General features: G+C 67.9%; 13 protein-coding genes. 7 read left to right on the forward strand and 6 right to left on the reverse strand.

All coding sequences use genetic code 11. The annotated features are described in order from the left end of the window. Window positions 1-125 precede the first annotated feature (125 nt). From hutI to AC07NS_RS15335, 6 genes are all read left to right on the forward strand, one after another. On the forward strand, window positions 126-1,334 hold the full coding sequence (gene hutI / locus AC07NS_RS15310; RefSeq protein WP_494604546.1) for an imidazolonepropionase: 1,209 nt from the start codon (window positions 126-128) through the stop codon (window positions 1,332-1,334). Next, a complete protein-coding gene (gene hutH, locus AC07NS_RS15315) occupies window positions 1,331-2,863 on the forward strand; it encodes a histidine ammonia-lyase (RefSeq protein ID WP_494604548.1) in 1,533 nt (510 codons plus the stop codon). The genes hutI and hutH overlap by 4 nt, the downstream gene beginning before the upstream one ends. Continuing rightward, window positions 2,863-3,693: an N-formylglutamate deformylase gene (gene hutG / locus AC07NS_RS15320; protein WP_494604550.1), complete on the forward strand. Its 831-nt coding sequence runs from the start codon at window positions 2,863-2,865 to the stop codon at window positions 3,691-3,693. Before hutH ends, hutG begins: the two co-directional genes overlap by 1 nt. 155 nt (window positions 3,694-3,848) lie before the next feature. Beyond that, window positions 3,849-5,513: a urocanate hydratase gene (hutU, locus tag AC07NS_RS15325; protein WP_494604551.1), complete on the forward strand. Its 1,665-nt coding sequence runs from the start codon at window positions 3,849-3,851 to the stop codon at window positions 5,511-5,513. Between the two features lie 184 nt (window positions 5,514-5,697). Further along, on the forward strand, window positions 5,698-6,240 hold the full coding sequence (locus AC07NS_RS15330) for a HutD/Ves family protein (protein ID WP_494604553.1): 543 nt from the start codon (window positions 5,698-5,700) through the stop codon (window positions 6,238-6,240). A gap of 205 nt (window positions 6,241-6,445) precedes the next feature. After that, window positions 6,446-7,108 carry a M23 family metallopeptidase gene (locus AC07NS_RS15335; protein WP_494604555.1) on the forward strand — a complete coding sequence of 221 codons (663 nt, stop codon included), beginning with the start codon at window positions 6,446-6,448 and terminating at the stop codon, window positions 7,106-7,108. Between the two features lie 136 nt (window positions 7,109-7,244). Here the strand turns inward: AC07NS_RS15335 and AC07NS_RS15340 are convergent, their stop codons facing one another. After that, window positions 7,245-8,231, reverse strand: a complete 987-nt coding sequence (locus AC07NS_RS15340; protein ID WP_494604557.1) for an isoaspartyl peptidase/L-asparaginase family protein — start codon at window positions 8,229-8,231, stop codon at window positions 7,245-7,247. A 92-nt stretch (window positions 8,232-8,323) separates the two neighbouring features. Here AC07NS_RS15340 and AC07NS_RS15345 point away from each other — a divergent pair, with 92 nt between their 5' ends. Next, window positions 8,324-9,025, forward strand: coding sequence for a hypothetical protein (locus AC07NS_RS15345; protein ID WP_494604559.1), 702 nt, complete (start codon window positions 8,324-8,326; stop codon window positions 9,023-9,025). Between the two features lie 57 nt (window positions 9,026-9,082). On the opposite strand, the gene AC07NS_RS15350 is transcribed toward AC07NS_RS15345, so the two are convergent. The 5 genes from AC07NS_RS15350 to AC07NS_RS15370 form a co-directional block, all read right to left on the reverse strand. Next, window positions 9,083-11,929, reverse strand: a complete 2,847-nt coding sequence (locus tag AC07NS_RS15350) for a glycoside hydrolase family 31 protein (RefSeq protein ID WP_494604561.1) — start codon at window positions 11,927-11,929, stop codon at window positions 9,083-9,085. Between the two features lie 109 nt (window positions 11,930-12,038). Further along, window positions 12,039-13,676 (reverse strand): DUF5597 domain-containing protein, encoded by a 1,638-nt coding sequence (locus AC07NS_RS15355; RefSeq protein WP_494604563.1) that lies wholly within the window; start codon window positions 13,674-13,676, stop codon window positions 12,039-12,041. A gap of 490 nt (window positions 13,677-14,166) precedes the next feature. Beyond that, the gene (locus AC07NS_RS15360; protein WP_494604565.1) at window positions 14,167-15,687 is read right to left on the reverse strand and encodes a tryptophan halogenase family protein; all 1,521 of its coding nucleotides are present in this window, start codon (window positions 15,685-15,687) and stop codon (window positions 14,167-14,169) included. Between the two features lie 32 nt (window positions 15,688-15,719). Further along, window positions 15,720-17,234, reverse strand: a complete 1,515-nt coding sequence (locus AC07NS_RS15365) for a tryptophan halogenase family protein (protein WP_494604567.1) — start codon at window positions 17,232-17,234, stop codon at window positions 15,720-15,722. 123 nt (window positions 17,235-17,357) lie between these two features. Continuing rightward, on the reverse strand, window positions 17,358-20,222 hold the full coding sequence (locus AC07NS_RS15370) for a TonB-dependent receptor (RefSeq protein ID WP_494604569.1): 2,865 nt from the start codon (window positions 20,220-20,222) through the stop codon (window positions 17,358-17,360). Window positions 20,223-20,536 lie beyond the last annotated feature (314 nt).

Below are 20,536 nucleotides of genomic sequence, written 5' to 3' on the forward strand. Positions count from 1 at the left end.
GGGCTTCAAGATTCTCGGCGTCGGTCACTGGACAATCCTCGTCGCTCGCGAATATGTCTATACATATTGAACCGGGCCGCAAGGGTCGCGGGAAACGACTCAAAGCGACTTCGGAGGCGTTGGCGATGCGGTGCGATCGGGTTTGGATCAAGGCCCGCCTTGCGACCCTCGCCGAAGCCGCGCCCGGCCTGGGCGTCGTCGAGGACGGCGTCATCGCCGCCAAGGACGGCTGCATCGTCTATGCCGGCCCCGCCTCCGACGCCCCGGCCTTCGAGGCCGCCGAGACCATCGATTGCGAAGGCCGCTGGATCACGCCGGGCCTGATCGATCCCCACACCCACCTGATCTTCGGCGGCGACCGCGCCCACGAGTTCGAGCTGCGGCTGGCCGGGGCCTCCTACGAAGAGATCGCCCGGGCCGGCGGCGGCATCGTCTCGACGATGAAGGCCACCCGCGAGGCCACCGAGGACCAGCTGGTCGCCGCCGCCCTGCCCCGCCTGGACGCCCTGATCGCCGAGGGCCTGACGACCATCGAGGTCAAGTCCGGCTACGGCCTGTCGCTCGAACACGAACTGAAGAGCCTGCGCGCCGCTCGCGCCCTGGCCAAGGCCCGGCCCGTTTCGGTGAAGACCACCTTCCTCGGCGCCCACGCCCTGCCGCCGGAGTTCAAGGGCGACGCCGACGGCTATATCGACCTCGTCTGTAACCAGATGCTCCCCGCCGTCGCCGCCGAGGGCCTGGCCGACGCGGTGGACGGCTTCTGCGAGGGCATCGGATTTTCTCCCGCCCAGATCCGCCGGGTGTTCGAGACCGCTCGCGCCCACGGCCTGCCGGTGAAGCTGCACGCCGAGCAGTTGTCGAACCTGCACGGCGCGGCCCTGGCCGCCGAGTTCGGCGCGCTGTCGGCCGATCACCTGGAGCATCTGGACGAGGCCGGGATCGCCGCCATGGCCGGGGCCGGCGTGACGGCGGTGCTGCTGCCCGGCGCCTACTACTTCGTCCGCGAGACCAGGCTGCCGCCGATCGAGGCCCTGCGCGCGGCCGGCGTGCCCTTGGCGCTCGCGACCGACTGCAACCCCGGCACCTCGCCGCTGACCAGTCTGCTGCTGACCATGAACATGGCCGCCACCCTGTTCCGCCTGACGGTGGACGAGTGCCTGGCCGGCGTCACCCGGCAGGCCGCCCGGGCCTTGGGCGTGCTGGCCGACAGGGGAACCCTGGAAGCCGGCAAGGCCTGCGACCTCGCCATCTGGGACATCGAGCGTCCCGCCGAACTTGTCTACCGCATGGGCTTCAACCCGCTCCATGCGCGCGTCTGGAGCAGTGTTTCGTGATCACCGAAGTCCTCAATCCCGGCGAGGTCAGCCTCGCCCAGTGGAAGTCCGTCTATCGCGGCGCGTCGGCCCGCCTGGCAGACGGTGCCTGGCCGGTGATCGAGGCCAGCGCCGCGGCGGTGACCCGCATCCTGGCCAAGGGCGAGCCGGTCTACGGCATCAATACGGGCTTCGGGAAACTGGCCAGCGTGCGCATCGGCGACGCGGACCTGGCGACCCTGCAGCGCAACATCGTGCTGTCCCACGCCGCCGGCACGGGCGAGGCCTCTCCCGTTCCCGTGATCCGCCTGATGATGGCCCTAAAGCTGGCCAGCCTGGCGCAAGGCGCCTCGGGCGTGCGGGTCGAGACCGTCAAGCTGCTGGAGGCCATGCTTGAACTGGGGCTGACGCCGGTGGTGCCTAGCCAGGGCTCGGTCGGCGCCTCGGGGGATCTGGCGCCGCTGTCGCACATGGCCGCGACCATGATCGGGGTCGGCGAGATCGACGTCGGCGGCGTGCGCAAGCCGGCCCTCGACGGCCTGACCCGCGCCGGCCTGTCCCCCGTCGAGCTTGGCCCCAAGGAGGGCCTGGCATTGCTGAACGGCACCCAGTTCTCGACCGCCAACGCCCTGGCGGGCCTGTTCGAGGCCGAGGTGCTGTTCCAGACGGCCCTGGTCACCGGCGCCCTGTCGACCGAGGCCGCCAAGGGCTCGGACACGCCCTTCGATCCGCGCATCCACCAGCTGCGCCGCCATGCCGGCCAGATCGAGACCGCCGCCGCCCTGCGCGGCCTGATGGCGTCGTCCGACATCCGCGCCTCGCACCTCAAGGAGGACGAGCGCGTGCAGGACCCCTACTGCCTGCGCTGCCAGCCGCAGGTGATGGGCGCCGCGCTGGACGTGCTGCGCCAGGCGGCGACCACCCTGGCCACCGAGGCCAACGGCGTCTCGGACAACCCGCTGATTTTCCCAGAGGCCGACGAGGCCCTGTCGGGCGGCAACTTCCACGCCGAGCCCGTGGCCTTCGCCGCCGACATGATCGCCCTGGCCGTCTGCGAGATCGGCTCGATCGCCGAGCGCCGCATCGCCATGCTGGTCGATCCCGCCCTGTCGGGTCTGCCGGCCTTCCTGACGCCGAAACCCGGCCTCAACTCCGGCTTCATGATCCCGCAGGTCACGGCCGCGGCCCTGGTCTCGGAGAACAAGCAGAAGGCCTATCCGGCCAGCGTCGACTCCATCCCGACCTCGGCCAACCAGGAGGACCACGTGTCGATGGCCGCCCACGGGGCGCGTCGCCTGCTGTCGATGGTGGAGAACGCGACGGCGGTGATCGGCATTGAACTTCTGGCCGCCGCGCAGGGCTGCGACTTCCACGCGCCGCTGACCTCCAGCGCCGCCCTCGAGGCGGTGCGGAAGTCGATCCGCGAGAAGGTGCCGCACCTGTCGGACGACCGCCACTTCCATCCCGACATGGAAGCGGCCAACATCCTGGTGCGGACCGGCGCGGTCATCGTCGCGGCGGCCGGCGTTCCCTTGCCCGGAGCGACCTGATGAGCAGCGACTGGCTGGAAGTCTGGCGGGGCGACGCGCCCCTGATCGTCAGCATTCCCCACTCGGGGTCCTTCATCCCCGAGGACATCGAAAAACGCCTGACCTCGCCCTGGCTGGCCCGCAAGGACGCCGACTGGTGGATCGAGCGGCTCTACAACTTCGCCGACGACCTGGGCGCCACGACGGTGCGGACGGCGGTGTCGCGCACGGTGATCGACGTCAATCGCGACCCGTCGGGCGCCTCGCTCTATCCGGGCATGGCCACCACCGCCCTGTGCCCGACCGACACCTTCGACGGCGAGCGGCTCTATGCCGAGGGCCAGGAGCCGGACGAGGCCGAGATCGCCGCCCGCCGCGAGCGCTGGTTCATTCCCTATCACGCGGCGCTGCGGGCCGAGATCGACCGGCTGCTGGCCCTGCATGGCAAGGTCGTCCTGTACGACGCCCACTCGATCCGCTCACGGGCGCCACGGCTGTTTCCCGGCGAGCTGCCGGTGTTCAACATCGGCACCAACGGCGGCGCCAGCTGCGACCCGGCCCTGGCGGCGGCGGTCGAGGCGGCCTGCGAGACCTCGGGCCTGCCGATGGTCACCAACGGCCGCTTCAAGGGCGGCTGGATCACCCGCCACTACGGCAAGCCCGAGCGCGGCATCCACGCCGTGCAGATGGAGCTGGCCTGCCGCGGCTACATGGACGATCCCTCGCCCCGCATCACCCCACAGTCCTGGCCCTCGCCCTACCGCCCGCCCAAGGCCGCGCCGATGCGCAGCGTCCTGACCGACGTGCTGAAGGCCTGCGTGGCGTTCGCTTCACCCGCTCCTCCCCCGTGAAACGGGGGAGGTGGCGCGACGCCATCGGCGTCGTGACGGAGGGGGCGACCGCGCGCGCCGAGCCCAGTCTCGCCCCCTCCACCACTTCGTGGTCCCCCTCCCCCGCAAGCGGGGGAGGAGTTCGTTTCCCATTCCCCGCCAGAGACCCGTCATCCATGACCCGCCTCGACAACACCCGCGTCATCCGCCCAGCCACCGGAACCGAGCTCTCCGCCAAGTCCTGGCTCACCGAAGCCCCGCTGCGGATGTTGATGAACAACCTGCATCCCGACGTCGCCGAGCGGCCGGAGGAGTTGGTGGTCTATGGCGGCATCGGCCGCGCGGCGCGCGACTGGGAGAGCTACGACAAGATCGTCGAGACCCTGCGCCGGCTGGAGGACGACCAGACGCTTCTGGTCCAGTCGGGCAAGCCGGTCGGCGTGTTCCGCACCCACGCGGATGCTCCAAGAGTGCTGATCGCCAACTCCAACCTCGTGCCGCGCTGGGCGACCTGGGAGCACTTCAACGAGCTCGATAAGAAGGGCCTGGCCATGTACGGCCAGATGACCGCCGGCTCGTGGATCTATATCGGCGCCCAGGGCATCGTGCAGGGCACCTACGAGACCTTTGTCGAGATGGGGCGCCAGCATTATGCCGGCGATCTCTCCGGCAAGTGGCTGCTGACGGCGGGCCTGGGCGGCATGGGCGGGGCCCAGCCGCTGGCCTCGGTGTTCGCCGGGGCCTCGTGCCTGGCCATCGAGTGCCAGCCCTCGCGCATCGAGATGCGGCTGCGCACCGGCTATCTCGACAAGTCGACCGACAGCCTGGACGAGGCCCTGGCCTGGATCGCGGAGTCGTGCGCGGCCAAGACCCCGATCTCGGTCGGCCTGCTGGGCAACGCGGCCGAGCTGCTGCCGGAGATGTTCAAGCGCGGCATCCGTCCTGACCTGCTGACCGACCAGACCAGCGCCCACGACCCGATCAACGGCTACCTGCCGGCGGGCTGGACCCTGGAGCAATGGATGGACGCCCGCGAGCGCGATCCGGCCTCGGTGAACAAGGCCGCCCGCGCCTCGATGGCCGTGCACGTGCAGGCCATGCTCGACTTCCAGGCCGCCGGGGTGCCCACCGTCGACTACGGCAACAACATCCGCCAGATGGCGCTGGAGGAAGGGGTGGCCAACGCCTTCGACTTCCCCGGCTTCGTGCCGGCCTATATCCGCCCGCTGTTCTGCCGGGGGATCGGCCCGTTCCGCTGGGCCGCGCTTTCCGGCGATCCGGAAGACATCGCCAAGACCGACGCCAAGGTGAAGGAGCTGATCCCCGACAATCCGCACCTGCACAACTGGCTCGACATGGCCGGCCAGCGGATCAAGTTCCAGGGCTTGCCGGCGCGGATCTGCTGGGTGGGCCTGGGCGATCGCCACCGGCTGGGTCTGGCCTTCAACGAGATGGTCGCCAAGGGTGAGCTGAAGGCCCCCGTCGTCATCGGCCGCGATCACCTGGACTCGGGCTCGGTCGCCTCGCCCAACCGCGAGACCGAAGCCATGAAGGACGGCTCGGACGCCGTCTCCGACTGGCCGCTGCTGAACGCCCTGCTCAACACGGCGTCCGGCGCCACCTGGGTGTCGCTACACCACGGCGGCGGCGTCGGCATGGGCTTCTCGCAGCATTCGGGCATGGTCATCGTCTGCGACGGCACCGAGGCGGCGGCCAAGCGCATCGAGCGGGTGCTGTGGAACGACCCGGCGACCGGCGTCATGCGCCATGCGGATGCGGGCTACGAGATCGCCCAGGACTGCGCGCGCGAGCACGGGCTGGACCTGCCGGGGATCCTGTAACTCATATCCCCATCAAAGCTCGTCATCCCGGAAAGCGCGTAGCGCTTATCCGGGACCCAGGGGCCGCCGCATCGCGTCGGCCAAAGCATGGGCGGTGAACCCAGGCGCGGCGTCCAGTCCCCTGGGTCCCGCTCTGCGCTGCGCTTCGGCCGGGATGACGAAATTAGTTAGCTGGAGAAAATCCATGCGCCTCCTCCCCGCCGCCGACCGCACGCCCGCCCCATGGAAGAACGGCGGCGGGACGACCTGGGAGATCGCCGCCCAGCCGCCGGGCGTGGGGATGGACGCCTTCGACTGGCGGCTGAGCATCGCGCGGGTCGCCGCGCCAGGGCCGTTCTCGGTGTTTCCCGGCGTCGACCGGGTGCTGACGGTGATCGCCGGCGCGGGCTTGCGGCTGACGGTCGAAGGCCAGGGCGAAGTCCTGCTCGACGAGACGTCCGCGCCGCTGGCCTTCCCCGGCGACGCCGCAGCCACCGCGACGCTGGACGGCGGTCCGATCCGCGACCTCAACCTGATGGTCCGGCGCGGCGCCTGGTCTGGACGCGTCCGGCGGATCGCGGGGGCCGAGCAAATCGTCGCAACGGCGACCGTCACGGTGCTGGCGGCCCTCACTCCGGCTCGCGTGAACGACGCGCGGCTGGCGGCGGAGGACGCCGTCATCGCCGAACCCGGCGAGACCCTTGCCGTGGAAGGAAGTCTATTGCTGATCGAGATCGCAAAAGCCTGACCGCGCGATCAGATCAACTCAATCCAGGCTGGCGCGAGACAACAGACGCGAACAACGTTCGGCAGTTTTTCAAAGCACAAGCTTGAGCACAAATGAACAAAGACGCGTCGTCCTGACGCAGGAGTTGCGCCTTTTCATCGCCTTATCTGGATGGTTAACGACGCCCAAACGCACAGACGGGCGTAACGATCCATAGGATGGCGAGATGCACTTTTCGGCGATGAAGACCCTCCCTCCCCAGGCGCGCGTGGCCCTGGGTCTGGCCGTGCTCTTCGCGCCGATGGCGGGCCTGGCGATGGAAAGCCCGCACGTGGACCGCAACACCCGCCCGGCGGTGCAGAAGCTGCTCGACCAGATGGAAGCGGCTCCGCCCAAGCCCGTCCGCATGGAAACGGTGTGGAAGGGCGCCGACGTCGATGGCGACGGCGCGCCCGACTTCGCCAACCCCACCGGCGCGGCCCCGCGCCAGCACGACGACTTCGGCGACGGCGCCTTCGGGGCCCGCCGCGACGGCGGCTCGCGCCGACACGAGGGCGTGGACTACACCGCGCAGGCCGGCCAGCCCGCCAAGGCCCCCATCTCGGGCTATGTCACCAAGATCGGCTACGCCTATGCGGACTCGACCGACCTGCGCTTCGTCGAGATCACCAACCCCGCCCTCGGCTATGTGGCGCGGGCCTTCTACGTCGATCCCGACGTCGCGGTCGGCCAGACCATTCGCCTCGGCCAGACCATCGGCCACGTGGCCAGCCTGCAGAAGCACTATCCGGGCATCACCAACCACGTGCACCTGGAAGTGATGAAGCCTGGCGGCCGGCGGATCAACGCGGCGGCCCTGATCCAGCCGAAGCTGGTGGCGGCGGCTTAAGGAACCTCCCCCTCTGGGGGAGGCGGCCGAAGGCCGGTGGGGGGCCGTTTTCAGCTTTCGAGGCGGCTGCCTATTTCACAGCTACTCCCCCCACCGATCGCTACGCGATCACCTCCCCCACAGGGGGAGGTTCCTTCTACTTCTCATCCGCGTAGATCGCCGTGCCCTTGCCCTTGGCGCTGGCCCAGCCGCGGTACATGCCCGAGCTGTTCATCGGGAAGGCCACCTCGCCCTTGGCGTTCATGGTGATCATGCCGCCGTCGCCGCCGATGTCGCCGATGGACTTGATGGTCGCCGCGCCGGCGGTCTTCAGGTCCTGGCCGGCGAAGGCGATGCGCGAGCAGACCTGGTGGGCGGCGCTGGTGCGGATGAAGTATTCGCCCGAGCCGGTGGCCGAGACCGCGCAGACGCCATCCTGGGCGTACGTTCCGGCGCCGATGATCGGACTGTCGCCGACCCGGCCCCACTTCTTGCCGGTCATGCCGCCGGTCGAGGTCGCCGCCGCCAGATGGCCCTTGGCGTCGATCGCCACGGCGCCGACCGTGCCGTAGAGGTGGGTCGGATCCAGCGCCGCCTTCTGCTTGACGCGCCAGGCCTCCAGCTGCTTCCAGCGCTCCTCGGTGCGGAAGTAGGACGGATCGACCTGCTCCAGCCCCTGTGCGACCGAGAAGGCGTCGGCGCCCTCGCGGGCCAGCATCACGTGGGGCGACTTCTCCATCACCGCCCGGGCCAGGCTGATCGGATGCCTGGTGCGGGTGACGCCCGCCACCGCGCCGGCCTTCAGGGTCGCGCCGTCCATGATCGAGGCGTCCAGCTCGTTCCTGCCGTCGGCGGTGAAGACCGCGCCCCGGCCGGCGTTGAACAGCGGATTGTCCTCCAGCACCTTCACCGCCGCCTCGACGGCGTCGAGGCTGGAGCCGCCCTTCTCGAGCACTTCCGAGCCGGCCTTCAGAGCCGCGTCGAGCCCGGCGCGATAGGCCGCATCCTTCTCCGGCGACAGGTCGCCGCGATTGATAACCCCCGCCCCACCGTGGATGGCCAGCGACCACTCGGCCGCGAAGGCGGCGGGCGCGGCGGCCAGCGCGGCGACCAGGGAAGCGGCGAGCAGGACGGACTTGGACATGGCGACTCTCCGGGGGATCTGGGCGCGATAAGAGCACCTTCGCGGCCAGGTTTCACTGGCGCTTAAGGTGAAGCTCGCCCTAGGGTCGCGCCATGATTGGCGGCTTAGTGCATCGGATCGGCCCCTCGAACCGCTCCATCGTGGCGGCGGGCTGGCTGGCCGTATGGTCAGTGGCGGTGGGGTTCTGGCTGATGATCAAGCCATGGCCCTATCCCATCGTCGTGACCCTGGCGGCCCTGACGCCTTGGGCGGCGATCTGGCTGGTCAGGCGCGATCCGGAACTGTCGCTGTTCGAAGCCAAGGGCATGCCGGGAGCGGAGAACCTCTTCATGGCCTGGAGCATGCCCGCCCTGGCCTTGTGCATCCCGAGCTTCCGGCAGCATTTCATGGACTGCGGCGGCCTGCTCGCCATGGCCGCCGGCCTTGGCGCCGTGCTCTGGATTTCCATGCTCGTCGCCGACACCCATGGGCGGAACCTGACGACCAAAGCCTTCGCCGCGGTCATCGCCTTCGCGTGGGGCTGGGGCGTCGTCTCCGCCATCGACCTCGCCGTCACGCGCAACAACTTCACGGTGATCCAAGGCGTGGTCGAGGACGCCTATTGGCCAAGCCGAGGCTGGGCAAGCCTTGATGTCGGCGCCACGATCGACGGCCGGCGGGAAACCTTCGATGACCTGCCCGTGACCAAGGGCGTCTACGCCCTGCACCCAGTGGGCTTCCCGATCTGCGTAGAGATCCACAAGGGCCTGCTGGGCTCGCGCCACGTCTATGCCGTGACCTGTCCCCTGGTCTGAAACGACGAAGGGCCCGGCGTCGCCGCCGGGCCCTCGCTGGCTCATCAGGGATGAACCCTACTTCCGGGTCAGCACCACCGGCTGGCCATCGTACTCGACGGTCAGGTCGGCCGCCGCGTCGAAGTCGATGGGCTTGGCGCCGTTTCCGATGAAGCGGACCCTGAACGTGCGCTTCTCGACCAGGCCCTTGAAGCCGCCCGAGCGGGCGCCTATGGTCACCCGGCCGCTGGCGTCGTCATAGGAGATCGGCGTGCGGGCCCAGGCGCCGCGGGCGTAGCCGTTCGACAGGCCGTCGTCTTCATAGAGCTCGTACTTGCCGTCCTTGCCGGTGAAGACCAGCAGGGTGATCGGCGCGTCGGGCTTCTCGCCGACATACTGCTGCACCTCGGTGGTCGGCACGATGGCGCCGGCCTTCACGAACAGCGGCATGCGGGCCAGGGGCGCGTCGGCCTTGACCGTCTGGCCGCCCTTGACCGCCTTGCCGGTCTCGAAGTCGTACCAGGTTCCGGCCGGCAGGTAGACGCCGCGCGAGCGGGCCTTGAACGCCGTCACCGGGGCGACCAGGAAGTCGTCGCCGAACAGGTACTCGTCGTTGACGGTGCGGGCCTTGGCGTCGGTCGGATAGTCCATCACCAGGCCGCGCATCATGCTGCCGTCGCGGTGATAGGTGTCGGCCGCCAGGGTGTAGACGTAGGGCATCAGCCGGTAGCGAAGCTCGTCGTACCAGGCCAGCGACTTGTAGACGTCGCTGCCTTCGTCGGCGAGTTCGTAGATCTCGCGGAACGGCAGCTCGCCGTGGCTGCGGAACAGCGGGCTGAAGGCGCCGAACTGGAACCAGCGCAGGTTCAGCTCCTGCCACTCGGCCCAGTGGGCGGGGTCCTTGCTCTCATAGCGCTTCTCGACCGAGAAGCCGCCGATGTCGGTGGTCCAGTTGGGGATGCCCGACATGGAGAGATTCACGCCGGCCGAGATCTGGTCGCGGAAGTCGTCCCAGCGCGCCACGACGTCGCCGCTCCACACCGCCGAGGCGTTGCGTTGCAAACCACCGAAGCCCGAGCGGGTCAGGATGAACGGACGGACGTCCGGGTTGTCCTTGATCTCGCCCTCATAGACGCCGCGGGTGTGCTCCAGCGCGTAGCTGTTGAAGTATTCCGCGCCCGGGCCGAGCGCCGTCGGGCTCATGCGCAGGGTGCGCTCGGGCACGTCGACGTTCGAGTGCAGGTCGGGCTCGGAGGCGTCCATCCACCAGGCGTCGACGCCGTAGACCTTCAGGTTCTTCTTCACCTGACGCCAATAGATGTCGCGGGCTTCCTGGGTGTAGGGGTCGTAGAACGAGTTCAGGTAGCCCGGGCCCACCCAGTCGAGCGCGCCCTGCTCGACGTTGCGGTGATACATGTGACCGGCCGCGTCGAGCTCCTTGTAGTTGTCCGTGGTCGGATAGAACTTCGGCCAGATCGAGATCATGAAGTGGGCGTTCAGCCCATGGATGTCGTCGATCATCTTCTGCGGGTCGGGGAAGCGCGTCTCGTCGAACTTGTGGGTGCCCCACTCGGGGTCCTTCCAGTAGCGCCAGTCCATGACGATGTTGTCGAGCGGCAGGCCGCGCTTGCGGTACTCCTTCACCACGCCGACGATCTGGTCCTGGGTCTCGTAGCGCTGGCGCGACTGCCAGAAGCCGTAGGCCCAGCGCGGCATCATCACCGCCGAACCGGTCAAGTCGCGATAGCCGGCCACCACCTGATCCAGGTCGTCGCCGCCGACATAGTAGTAGTCGATGGCCTTGCCGACTTCCGAGGTGAACTGCAGCGAGTGGCGGTCCGCGCTCGGCATCGGGTCGTTGTGCAGCAGGCCGATATAGCCATCGTCCGGCGTCCACTCGACGCGGATCTTGTGCTTCTTGCCCGGCGTCAGCTTGGCGTCGAAGTTATGGTACCAGGGGTTCCAGTTCTGGCGCCAGCGGTCGATGACCAGCTTGCCGTCCAGCCAGACCTTGGCGTAGCTGCTCGAATAGAGTTTGAAATTGTGCTCGCCGGCCTTGTCGGTCTGGATCGCGCCTTCCCACACCACGGTCTGGCCGGGCTGGAGCTTTTTCTCGGCCGTCTGCAACTCTGCCGGCCAGTTGGGCAGGTCCTTCAGGAAGCGGTAGTCGATGTCCTTCTCGACCCGCGTCACCTTCAGCTGGCCGTTCTGGTAGTACTTGGCCGTGAAGCCGCCGGCCTTGCCGTCGGCGTCGAAGATCTTCAGGTCGCGCGAAGCGACGTCGTAGGGGATCGGGTTGCCGAAGCGGGTGATCGAGTTGTTGTCCCACAGCAGGCCGTAGCCCCGCGACGACAGCAGCATCGGCACCGCGATCGAGCGGTTGTACTGCAGCAGTTCGACGTCCTGGCCATTGTAGTCCATCTGGCCGTTCTGGTGCTGGCCCAGGCCGTAGAAGGCCTCGTCCGTGCCCGGATTGAACTGCTGGCGGACGACGTAGAAGTCCTGGCCCTCGACCTTGGTCGGGGTGAAGGCGCCGCGGTCGCGCTCGCCCAGGATCTTGCGGCCCTTGGCGTCGAGGAAGTCGACCGTGCCGTCGCTCAGCGAAACCTGGGCGGTCGCCTTGGCCGTCTTCAGCGTCAGCACCCCGCCCTTGGCGTCGACCGTGAAGCCGGTCGTGACCGGCTTGGCCGTGACCATCAGGCTGGGCGGGGCGTCGAAGGTTTCGGTCGGCGAGGCGGTGACGTGGATGATCCGCTCGCCCATCACCTGCAGCCGGACCCTCTTGGCCGGGCCCGACGCGGGCGTCACCACCACGCCGTCGGGGGTCTTCTCGAAGGCCCCGTCGAGGGCGAAGGCGCTGGTCGAGGCCAGCAGGGAGAGGGCCAGGCCAGCGGCCAGGCCGCCGCCCCGATAGATGCTGCGCATGTCTTCGTTCTTCCCTGTTCTCGTTGTCTTTTTGTGGGGTGGAGCCGGCGGCTTTTTCCTGGTCGCGCGACAACCGCCGAAACCGCTCACACTTTCGGCTGTCGCGCTCTTAGTAGGTCGCCAGCTTCACCTTCAGGATCTGGGGCAAGGTGGTCAGGTTCAGGCCGTAGTCGACCTGGTCGCCGTTCCAGACGCGGTCGAACACCCACTGACCCGCCTCATCGAAGTGGCCTTCCTCGACCCGCGAGACCATGAACTGCTCGCCCTTGGCCGAGCCGAAGGTCAGGCGGGCGCGGTAGCCGGTGATCAGGAACTCGTCGGGGCCGAGCTGGGCGATCAGGGCGCCGGCGTCGGGGATCTCGCGGTCGGGCTGCTTCTCGGCCTTGGCCATCCACGGGGCCTCGATCGAGCCGAACTGCCATTCGCCGTAGGTGACGCGCACGTTCCAGCGCCCGCCCAGGTCGATGGTCTCGGGCTTGCCGCCCTCCTGCTCGCCCACGCCCCAGACCTTGCCCTCGAAGGACAGGCGGGCCCATTCGCGGGCCATCGGCGACAGCAGGCGATAGTGGACGCCGAAGTTCTCCAGCGTCTTGGCGTCGACCGTCTTGGCGCCGAGCGGGTAGTTGGAATAGCCGGTGTAGTCGAGGCCGAACGGGGCGAAGCCGATGCCCTGATGGCCCAGCACGTCGTAGATGTAGCGGGCATAGGCCTTGTCGCTGCCGATCTCGGGCACGAACAGCGGATTGTCGGCGCGGCCGTACTGCTCCAGCGTCTTCCGGACCTTCTCGCTCTCGCGCATGTAGATGTCGGGGGCCAGGGCGTCGATCGACGGGGCGGCGGCCTTCCAGACGTCGAGCACGTTCCAGGTCGGGCCGCCCGAAGAGTAGGTGAACGGATCCTGGTCGTGGAAGGGGTCGCGCAGGGCGGCGTTGACGTACATCGGCAGCGGCAGCTCGCGCTTACCCGCTTCGGCGATCTCGTCGACGTAGCGGCCGATCGACCAGGCGTAGAAGAACTCGTCGGCGTCCTTGCCGAACACCTCTTTCCAGGTCCCGGGCTTCTTGCCCATGGCCTTGACCAGCGTCGCAGGCACGGGGCCGTCGAAGATCTTCTGGGCGGTGGGCGAGAAGTCGCGGATGGCGCTGTAGGCCCCGACCTCGTTCTCGGGCTGGACCATGATCACGGTGTGGTCCGGATCGGCCGCCTTCAGGTGGCGCATCAGGGCGACGAAGGCCTTCTTGTCGGCCTCCAGCGTCGAGCGGAAGTGCGGCGACAGCGAGTTCTTCATCTCGCCCTTGCCGTTGATCAGCCGCGGGAAGCGCTTGTTGTCGAGCTTGACCCATTCCGGCGCGTACTGCGGGCCGTTGTTCTTCCAGGTGGCGAACCACAGGATCACCAGCTTGGTGTCGTTCTCGCGGGCCTCTTTCAGCAGCAGGTCGACATAGGAGAAGTCGAACTTGCCTTCGACCGGCTCGATCTGCTCCCAGGCGACCGGGATCTCCAGGGTGTTGGCGCTCAGGGCCTTCACGGCCGGCCACACCTTGGGCAATTGCGAGGGATAGTTGGCGGCGTTGTTGGCCTGCACGCCCAGCATCAGGAACGGCTTGCCGTCGACCAGCAGGGCGTGCTTGCCGTTCTTGGTCACCAGCTTGGGCAGCGGCGCTTGCGCGAAGGCCGGGGCGGCCAGCGACAGGCTGAGGATCGCGCCTAGGGCGGCGAGCCCGTGCTTACGGGTTCGAAACGTCACGCGAAAACCTCCTGCTGGCCAGCCGGTCGGACCTTAAGCCTGCATCGAGCGTTCGCCGCGGAAGTAAGCGCTGTCAAAGGGAATGGACATGCCCCCTCGCCTCCTCCCGATCCGGCGGTCGCGCGAGAGACTTCAGCCCCGCCAACTCGTTACCGCTACCATTCTTATAAATAGGACAATTAGCCGAGGCGGCCGCGATTGCAACCGGTTTTCACGGTGCGTGATGCCGACGCTCTAGCCAGCAACAGTTTGTAAAATTTAGGGAAAAGGCAAAAAAATCCGCGCATCGCCCGCAGGAGGCGATGCGCGGTTGAAAAGACTTCGCGCGAGACCGGGGAGGTGGTTCGCGCGGCGCGCTGGCAGACCTCGCAGGAGATCCGCACGGCCGAACAGTCGCTTTCGCGACCTCGGCGCCACTCGTCATATGTATAATCATACAAATGACGACGCAAGGGAATTGATAGCGTTGTCAGCCCATTTTTTTGCGGGATCATGCCTCCGCGCGGCAATGGCTGGCGATGAACGCCTCATGGGAAGGCAAGGCTTGCGCGGTCTGGCGCACCGCGGCCTGGATCGCGCCCAGCTGGCCGCGCAGGGCCGCGCCGTCGATCAGGCCCGTCAGGGGATCCAGGCGCTCGGGCCGCGCCCCCTGCCCCTCCAGCACCGCCAGCCAGCTGTGCTCCTTGAAGAGCTCGTTGAGCAGGACGTGGATCCGCCCGTGGCCGCGATAGAGATCGATCTTGCGCCGCAGACTGTCGGGCAGGCTCATCGCCTGGCAGTAGCGCCACAGCTCGGTGTCGTCGCGCTCGCCCACCGCGTAGTGCAGGATGACGAAATCACGCGCCTCCTCGAACTCCTGCGCCGACAGCCGGTTGTATTCCTCGACCGTGGCCGGGTCGAAGTCGCGGTCGGGGAAGTAGCTGAACAGCCGCGTGATCGCCGTCTGGATCAGGTGGATGCTGGTCGACTCCAGCGGCTCGATGAAGCCGGACGCCAGGCCCAGGGCCAGGACGTTGCGGTTCCAGGCCTTGCGCCGGCGGCCGGGTGTGAAGCGCAGCGGACGGGGATCGGCCAGGGCCTCGCCGTCCAGACCCGCCAGCAGGGCGGACGCCGCCTCGTCGTCGCTGATGTGGGCGCTGCAATAGACATGGCCGTTGCCGGTGCGGTGCTGCAGCGGGATGCGCCAGCGCCAGCCGGCCGCGTCGGCCGTGGACCGGGTGTAGGGCGTCAGCGGACCGGTGTTGGCGCTGGGAACCGCCAGGGCGCGGTCGCAGGGCAGCCAGTGGCTCCAGTCCTCGTAGCCGGTCTTCAGGGCCTGCTCGATCAGCAGCCCCCGGAACCCCGAGCAGTCGATGAAGAAGTCGCCTTCGATCCGGCGACCGTCCTCCAGCGTCACGGCCTCGACGAAGCCGTCCTCGTCGCGCAGGGCGACATCGACGATCTTGCCCTCTGTCCGCCGCGCCCCCCGCGCCTCGGCGAAGCGGCGCAGGAACTTCGCATAGAGCGAGGCGTCGAAATGGAAGGCGTAGCCGAAGGTCGAGAACACCGGCGGCGCCTGGCCTGGCGGCGGCGGGCGGACGAAGCGGTTCAAGGCCGCGGCGCTGGCGGCCAGATTGTATTCGTCGAGCTCGGCGACCACGCCCTCGGCCCTGGCCCGCAGCCAGGTCTGGTGGAACGGCGACAGCCCCATGGGCGCCCCATAGGCCCCGAACGGGTGGAAGTAGCGCCCGCCCTTGCGGCCCCAGTCACGGAACTCGATGCCTAGCTTGAACGCCCCCTGGGTGGCGCGGACAAAGGCGTTCTCGTCGATACCGAGCAGGGCGTGGAAGAGGTGCAGCGGCGGGATCGTCGCCTCCCCCACCCCGACCGTGCCGATCTCGTCGGACTCGACCACCTCGATCGCGCCGAACCGGACGCCGACCAGCTGCGACAGGGCCGCGGCGGCCATCCAGCCGGCCGTGCCCCCGCCGACGACCACGATCTTGCGAAGGCTTCGGTCGGTGTCCTGCATGTCTCCCTCCCCCAAGGGTTCCTGCCGTTATCTCAGCCGATCGGATCGGCCGCGCAATGCTGGGCGATGAACGCCGCCTGGGTCGGGATCGACTGGGCGGCGTGGCGGATCACCGCCCGCCGGTGATCCATCAGCCGGCGCAGATCGGCCTCGGGAATGCGGTCGGCCAGCGGATCGTAGGCCTCGGGCACCACGCCCAGGCCGTTGTAGATCGAGATCCAGCTGGGCCGGGCGAAGCCGTCGCCCTCGTAAATCGCCACGTGGCCGCGCGCCTTGTAGAGCGCGATCTTGGCCTGCAGGCTGTCGGGCAGCTCGACCTCGCGGACCTGCCGCCACATCGGCTCGTCCCGCTGGTTGATGCAGTAGTGCAGGATGATGAAGTCGCGGATGCGCTCGTATTCCTGGGCCGAGACGCGGTTGAACTCGTCGGCCAGCAGCGGATCGCAGCGACGGTCGGGGAAGAATTCCAAGAGCCGCGCGATCCCGTTCTGGATCAGGGCGATCGAGGTGGATTCCAGCGGCTCCAGGAAGCCGCCCGACAGGCCCACGGCCACGACGTTGCGATCCCAGAACTTCTTGCGACGGCCGGCCAGGAAGCGCAGCGGCCGGGGATCGTCCAGGGCCGCGCCGTCGAGATTGGACATCAGGGTGTCCGCCGCCCGCTGGTCGTCGACGAAGGCGCTGGAATAGACATAGCCGTTGCCGGTGCGGTGCTGCAGCGGGATCCGCCACTGCCAGCCGGCCTCGCGGGCGGTCGAGCGGGTGTAGGGCGTCAGGCCGTCGCCGCCGGTGGCGCAGGGCACGGCCAGGGCGCGGTCGCAGGGCAGCCAGCGCGACCAGTCCTCGAACCCGGCCTTCAGGGTCTGCTCGATCAGCAGGGCGCGGAAGCCCGAGCAATCGACGAAGAGGTCGCCCTCCACCCGCCGGCCGTCGTCCAGCACCACCGCCTCGACGAAGCCGTCGGCGCCGCGCAGGGCGACGTCGACGATCTTGCCCTCGGTGCGGACGACGCCGCGCGCCTCGGCGTAGCGGCGCAGGAAGGCCGCGTAGAGCCCGGCGTCAAAATGGTAGGCGTAGGAGTAGTCGTGCAGCGGCGAGCGCGGATCGGGGCTGGGCGGAATGAAGCGGTTCAACGCCGCCGCCGCCGTCGGCAGCGACCAGTCCTCCAGATTGCTGCCGTCGCCCAGGGCCCGCAGACGCCGCCACAGCTGATGGGCCTGCACCTGCTCATGGTCGGCCCCGAAGTCGCCGAAGCCGTGGAAATAGCGGTGGCCGACCCGGCCCCAGTCGCGGAAGTCGATGCCCAGCTTGAAGCTGGCCTGGGTCTGGCGGATGAACTCGACCTCATCGAGGCCCAGCTTCTCGTTGAAGTGACGGATGGTCGGGATGGTGGCCTCGCCGACGCCGACCGTGCCGATGGCCTCTGACTCCACGACCTCGACCTGCACCGTCGGGCCGACCAGCAACCGGCTGAACGCCGCGGCCGTCATCCAGCCGGCGGTGCCCCCGCCCACCACGACGACCTTGCGAATAGGCTGATCCACCACGCGCGCCCTCCCACACGGGCGTCCTCTTGCGCGACGCCCCTCAACAAAAAAGCCCTCCGACGGCCCCGACCATAGCTGGTCCGGATCGTCGAAGGGCCCTTTTTCAGGTCAAGTCAGACCGCCTTAGAAGGCGGCGCGGACCGCGAAGGCCACGCGACGGTCGGTCTCCACCCAGTTGTAGGGGGCGACGCGTTCCGGATAGCCGACCTCGAGGACGGTGCGTTCCTTGAGGATGTTCGTGGCCTGGACGCCGACCTTGTACTGCTTGTTGATGCTGTAGAAGACCGAGCCGTCCAGCTGGCCGTAGTCACGCGACCAGACCGGAGCGTTGACGTTGGCCGCCGAGCTGGTCAGCAGGTAGCGCTGACGCCAGTTGTAGGCCAGGCGAGCCGAGATGCCGTACTTCTCGTACATCACCGCGACGTTGTAGCTGCGGCCCGACATGCCTTCGATCGGCAGCTTGGAGTTGGCGGCGCCGACCTGGGTGCTGTCGAACACGCTGGCCGGAGCGTTGGCGCCGCCCTCGTTGTCGATGAAGGTGTAGTTGGCCTGCACGCCGATGCCCGACAGGGCGCCCGGCAGGAAGTCGTAGAACTGCTGGTAGCCGATCTCGAAGCCCTGGACCGAACCGTCCGAACCGTTGGCGTAACGGGTGACGGCGAAGTCGATCGACTGACCGTTCTGGACGTAGGTCTCGGTGCTGGTGGCGGTGTAGATGTAGTCTTTGATGTTCTTGCGGAACAGCGCCAGCGTCAGGCTGCCGGTCGGCGCGAAGTACCATTCGGCGCTCAGGTCGAACTGGTTGGCCTTGGTCGGACGCAGGTTCGGGTTGCCGCCGGTGCCGGTCGCCCACAGGCTGGTCGCCGTGGTGCCGCTGGTGGCGAAGTTGAAGCCCAGGGTCGTGTAGGGCTGCAGCTGCACCATCGTCGGACGCACGACGGCCTTCGAGGCGGCGAAGCGGATCTGCAGTTGCGGCGTCACGTGCCAGCGCAGGTTCAGGCTGGGCAGGACGTCGGTGTAGTCGTTGCTGGCGCCCGCAGTGGTCAGGGTGCCGCTGCCGAAGGCCACGGCGGCGTTGCAGTGCGCGAGGTCGGCGGCGATGACGCCGGTGGCGCAGCTGGTGGTCGGGGCGCTCGAAACCGCGGCGCCGGCGCCGGCGGTGGCTTCGGTCTTCACGATCCGGACGCCGATGTTGCCGTCGAGCGGCATGTTCGTGCCGAACGGGGTGTCGGAACCGAAGCGCAACAGGCCGTAGCCGGCGTAGGTCTTCTCGTTCTGATTATTGTTGTTGGCGTCGGCGTAGGTGGTGACCGGCGACCAGCCCCAGCCGGCCGTCTCGGTCGACTTCAGCAGGTTGTAGGCGTTCTGGGCGCCGTTGGTGACCACGCCGGCGGTCGGGAACCAGGCCACGCCCGGCACCTGCACGTCGCCGCCGAAGAAGTTCTTGAAGGTGTAGAGCTCGGACAGGTTCGAGGTGGCGCTGTCGGTCAGGTAGACCGGCGTGCCGCCGCCCCAGTACTGGGCGCTCAGCAGGCTCCAGTTCCAGCTCGACTCGCGGGATTCGAATTCCTTGTCGGTGGCGCGGACGCCGAACCGGAAGGTCTTCAGCCAGCCGTCTTCCGGGAACTCGTAGGTCACGTCGAGGCGGGCGGCCTTTTCGGAGGCTTCGCTTTCGTCGATGTGGTCCATGGCCGCGGCCCAGTAGTACTGGGATTTGACGTAGGTGTTGTTGGCGCCGACGGTCGTGACGGTCGGGACGCTGGTGTTGAGGTTCCAGTTGACGTCCGGCAGGTCGCCGTCGACGCCGGCGTTGTCCTGCAGCTGGGTGAAGACGGTCAGGCTCGAGGTCTTCGAGGTCGACTTCACGTATTGCAGGTCGCCCGAGATCGTCCAGGCGTCGTTGACGAACCACTTGCCGTTCAGGGCGATGTCGCCCGTCTTCTTGTGGCCTTCGCCGGCGCGGGTGTCGGCGGTGTACTGGGCGTCATAGACGGTGCCGCCGGTGAACACGCCGTCCGAGTTGTAGGTGTAGCCGTTGGCGTTGCTCTGGCTCATCGTGTTTTCCACGAGAGCGGCGCGCTCCAGGTCCTTCGGATCGGCCTTCGAGCCCATGGCCTGCAGGGTGAACTCGAACTTGTCGTTCGGGCGCCATTGGGCGGCGAAGGCCAGCGATTGGCGCTTCTGCTCCCAGTCGACCGAGCGCCAGCCCATGGCCTTGGGCACATAGACGGTCTTGCCGTTGACGGTCATCGGGTCGTAGCGGTCGACCGAGATGCTGTTGGTGCGGTTGCCGACTTCCGAATAGCTGTAGGCCAGCAGGGCGCCGAATTCGCCGATGTTGGTGTCCCAACGATCGCTGGCGATCACGTTGCCCGAGTAATAGCCCTTCTTCTGCAGCTCGCCGTAGTTGTAGTCGCCCGAGAAGGCGAACAGGCGGCCCTTCTGGTCGAACGGCACGCGGGTGCGCAGGTTGACGGTGCCGCCGATGCCGCCTTCGATCATGTCGGCCGACGGGTTCTTATAGACGTCGACGCCGGCCAGCAGGTCGGCCGAGACGTCTTCGAAGCTCAGGCCGCGGCCGTTCTTGGCCGAGAAGATGTCACGGCCGTTGGTTTCCGAACGCACCCACGACAGGCCGCGAATGGCCACGCCGCCGCCTTCCGCGGCCATCCGGGCCGGGTCGCGCGCTTCGTTGGTGCGCTGCAGGGTGATGCCCGAGATGCGCTGCAGAGCTTCCGAGACCGAACGGTCCGGCAGGGCGCCGATGTCGACGGCGGTGATCGAGTCGACGATCACTTCGGCGTTCTGCTTGATCTTCTGGGCCGACTGGATCTGGGCCCGCTGACCGGTGACCACGATCTCTTCGACCTGGGTGTCTTCCGTGGTCGTTCCGGCGGTCTGCGCCAGCGCTGTCAACGGAGCCACGGCGCACAGCGCCAGGACCGAAGCGCCGAACATGAAACGATGTGAGTTATTGAGGCGTCGCATGCCCGTTTCCTTCCCCAGTAGGTGAATCCGCCCCGGCGTTCTCATCGGCGCCGGTGACGTGCGGAACAACCCGCCCCGCACAATCTGATTGGTAGCTATAGTCATATAATTGTGGTCATCAAGCCAAAATTGATAGCGCTATCATTTCCGCTATAGGCGCCGCTTTTGGGCCACAGGCGCAAACGCTACAAACCTAAACCCCTAGGCGAAACAATGGTCTGACCACACTCGCAGGAGGCTGGACCACCCTGCCGTTTGCGCCGATCATTATTATATTATAAATGCCTTGCGACCCGGCGTGAAAGACTCCCGCC

This window comes from Caulobacter sp. GW821-FHT10A10 (assembly GCF_059415745.1).

Excerpts from the sequence above, each read along its gene's own strand:
- hutI (WP_494604546.1), top strand. The coding sequence starts at position 126 with ATGCGGTGCGATCGGGTTTGGATCAAGGCCCGCCTTGCGACCCTCGCC.
- hutG (WP_494604550.1), top strand. The coding sequence starts at position 2,863 with ATGAGCAGCGACTGGCTGGAAGTCTGGCGGGGCGACGCGCCCCTGATC.
- hutU (WP_494604551.1), top strand. The coding sequence starts at position 3,849 with ATGACCCGCCTCGACAACACCCGCGTCATCCGCCCAGCCACCGGAACC.
- AC07NS_RS15330 (WP_494604553.1), top strand. The coding sequence starts at position 5,698 with ATGCGCCTCCTCCCCGCCGCCGACCGCACGCCCGCCCCATGGAAGAAC.
- AC07NS_RS15335 (WP_494604555.1), top strand. The coding sequence starts at position 6,446 with ATGCACTTTTCGGCGATGAAGACCCTCCCTCCCCAGGCGCGCGTGGCC.
- AC07NS_RS15340 (WP_494604557.1), bottom strand. The coding sequence starts at position 8,231 with ATGTCCAAGTCCGTCCTGCTCGCCGCTTCCCTGGTCGCCGCGCTGGCC.
- AC07NS_RS15345 (WP_494604559.1), top strand. The coding sequence starts at position 8,324 with ATGATTGGCGGCTTAGTGCATCGGATCGGCCCCTCGAACCGCTCCATC.
- AC07NS_RS15350 (WP_494604561.1), bottom strand. The coding sequence starts at position 11,929 with ATGCGCAGCATCTATCGGGGCGGCGGCCTGGCCGCTGGCCTGGCCCTC.
- AC07NS_RS15360 (WP_494604565.1), bottom strand. The coding sequence starts at position 15,687 with ATGCAGGACACCGACCGAAGCCTTCGCAAGATCGTGGTCGTCGGCGGG.
- AC07NS_RS15370 (WP_494604569.1), bottom strand. The coding sequence starts at position 20,222 with ATGCGACGCCTCAATAACTCACATCGTTTCATGTTCGGCGCTTCGGTC.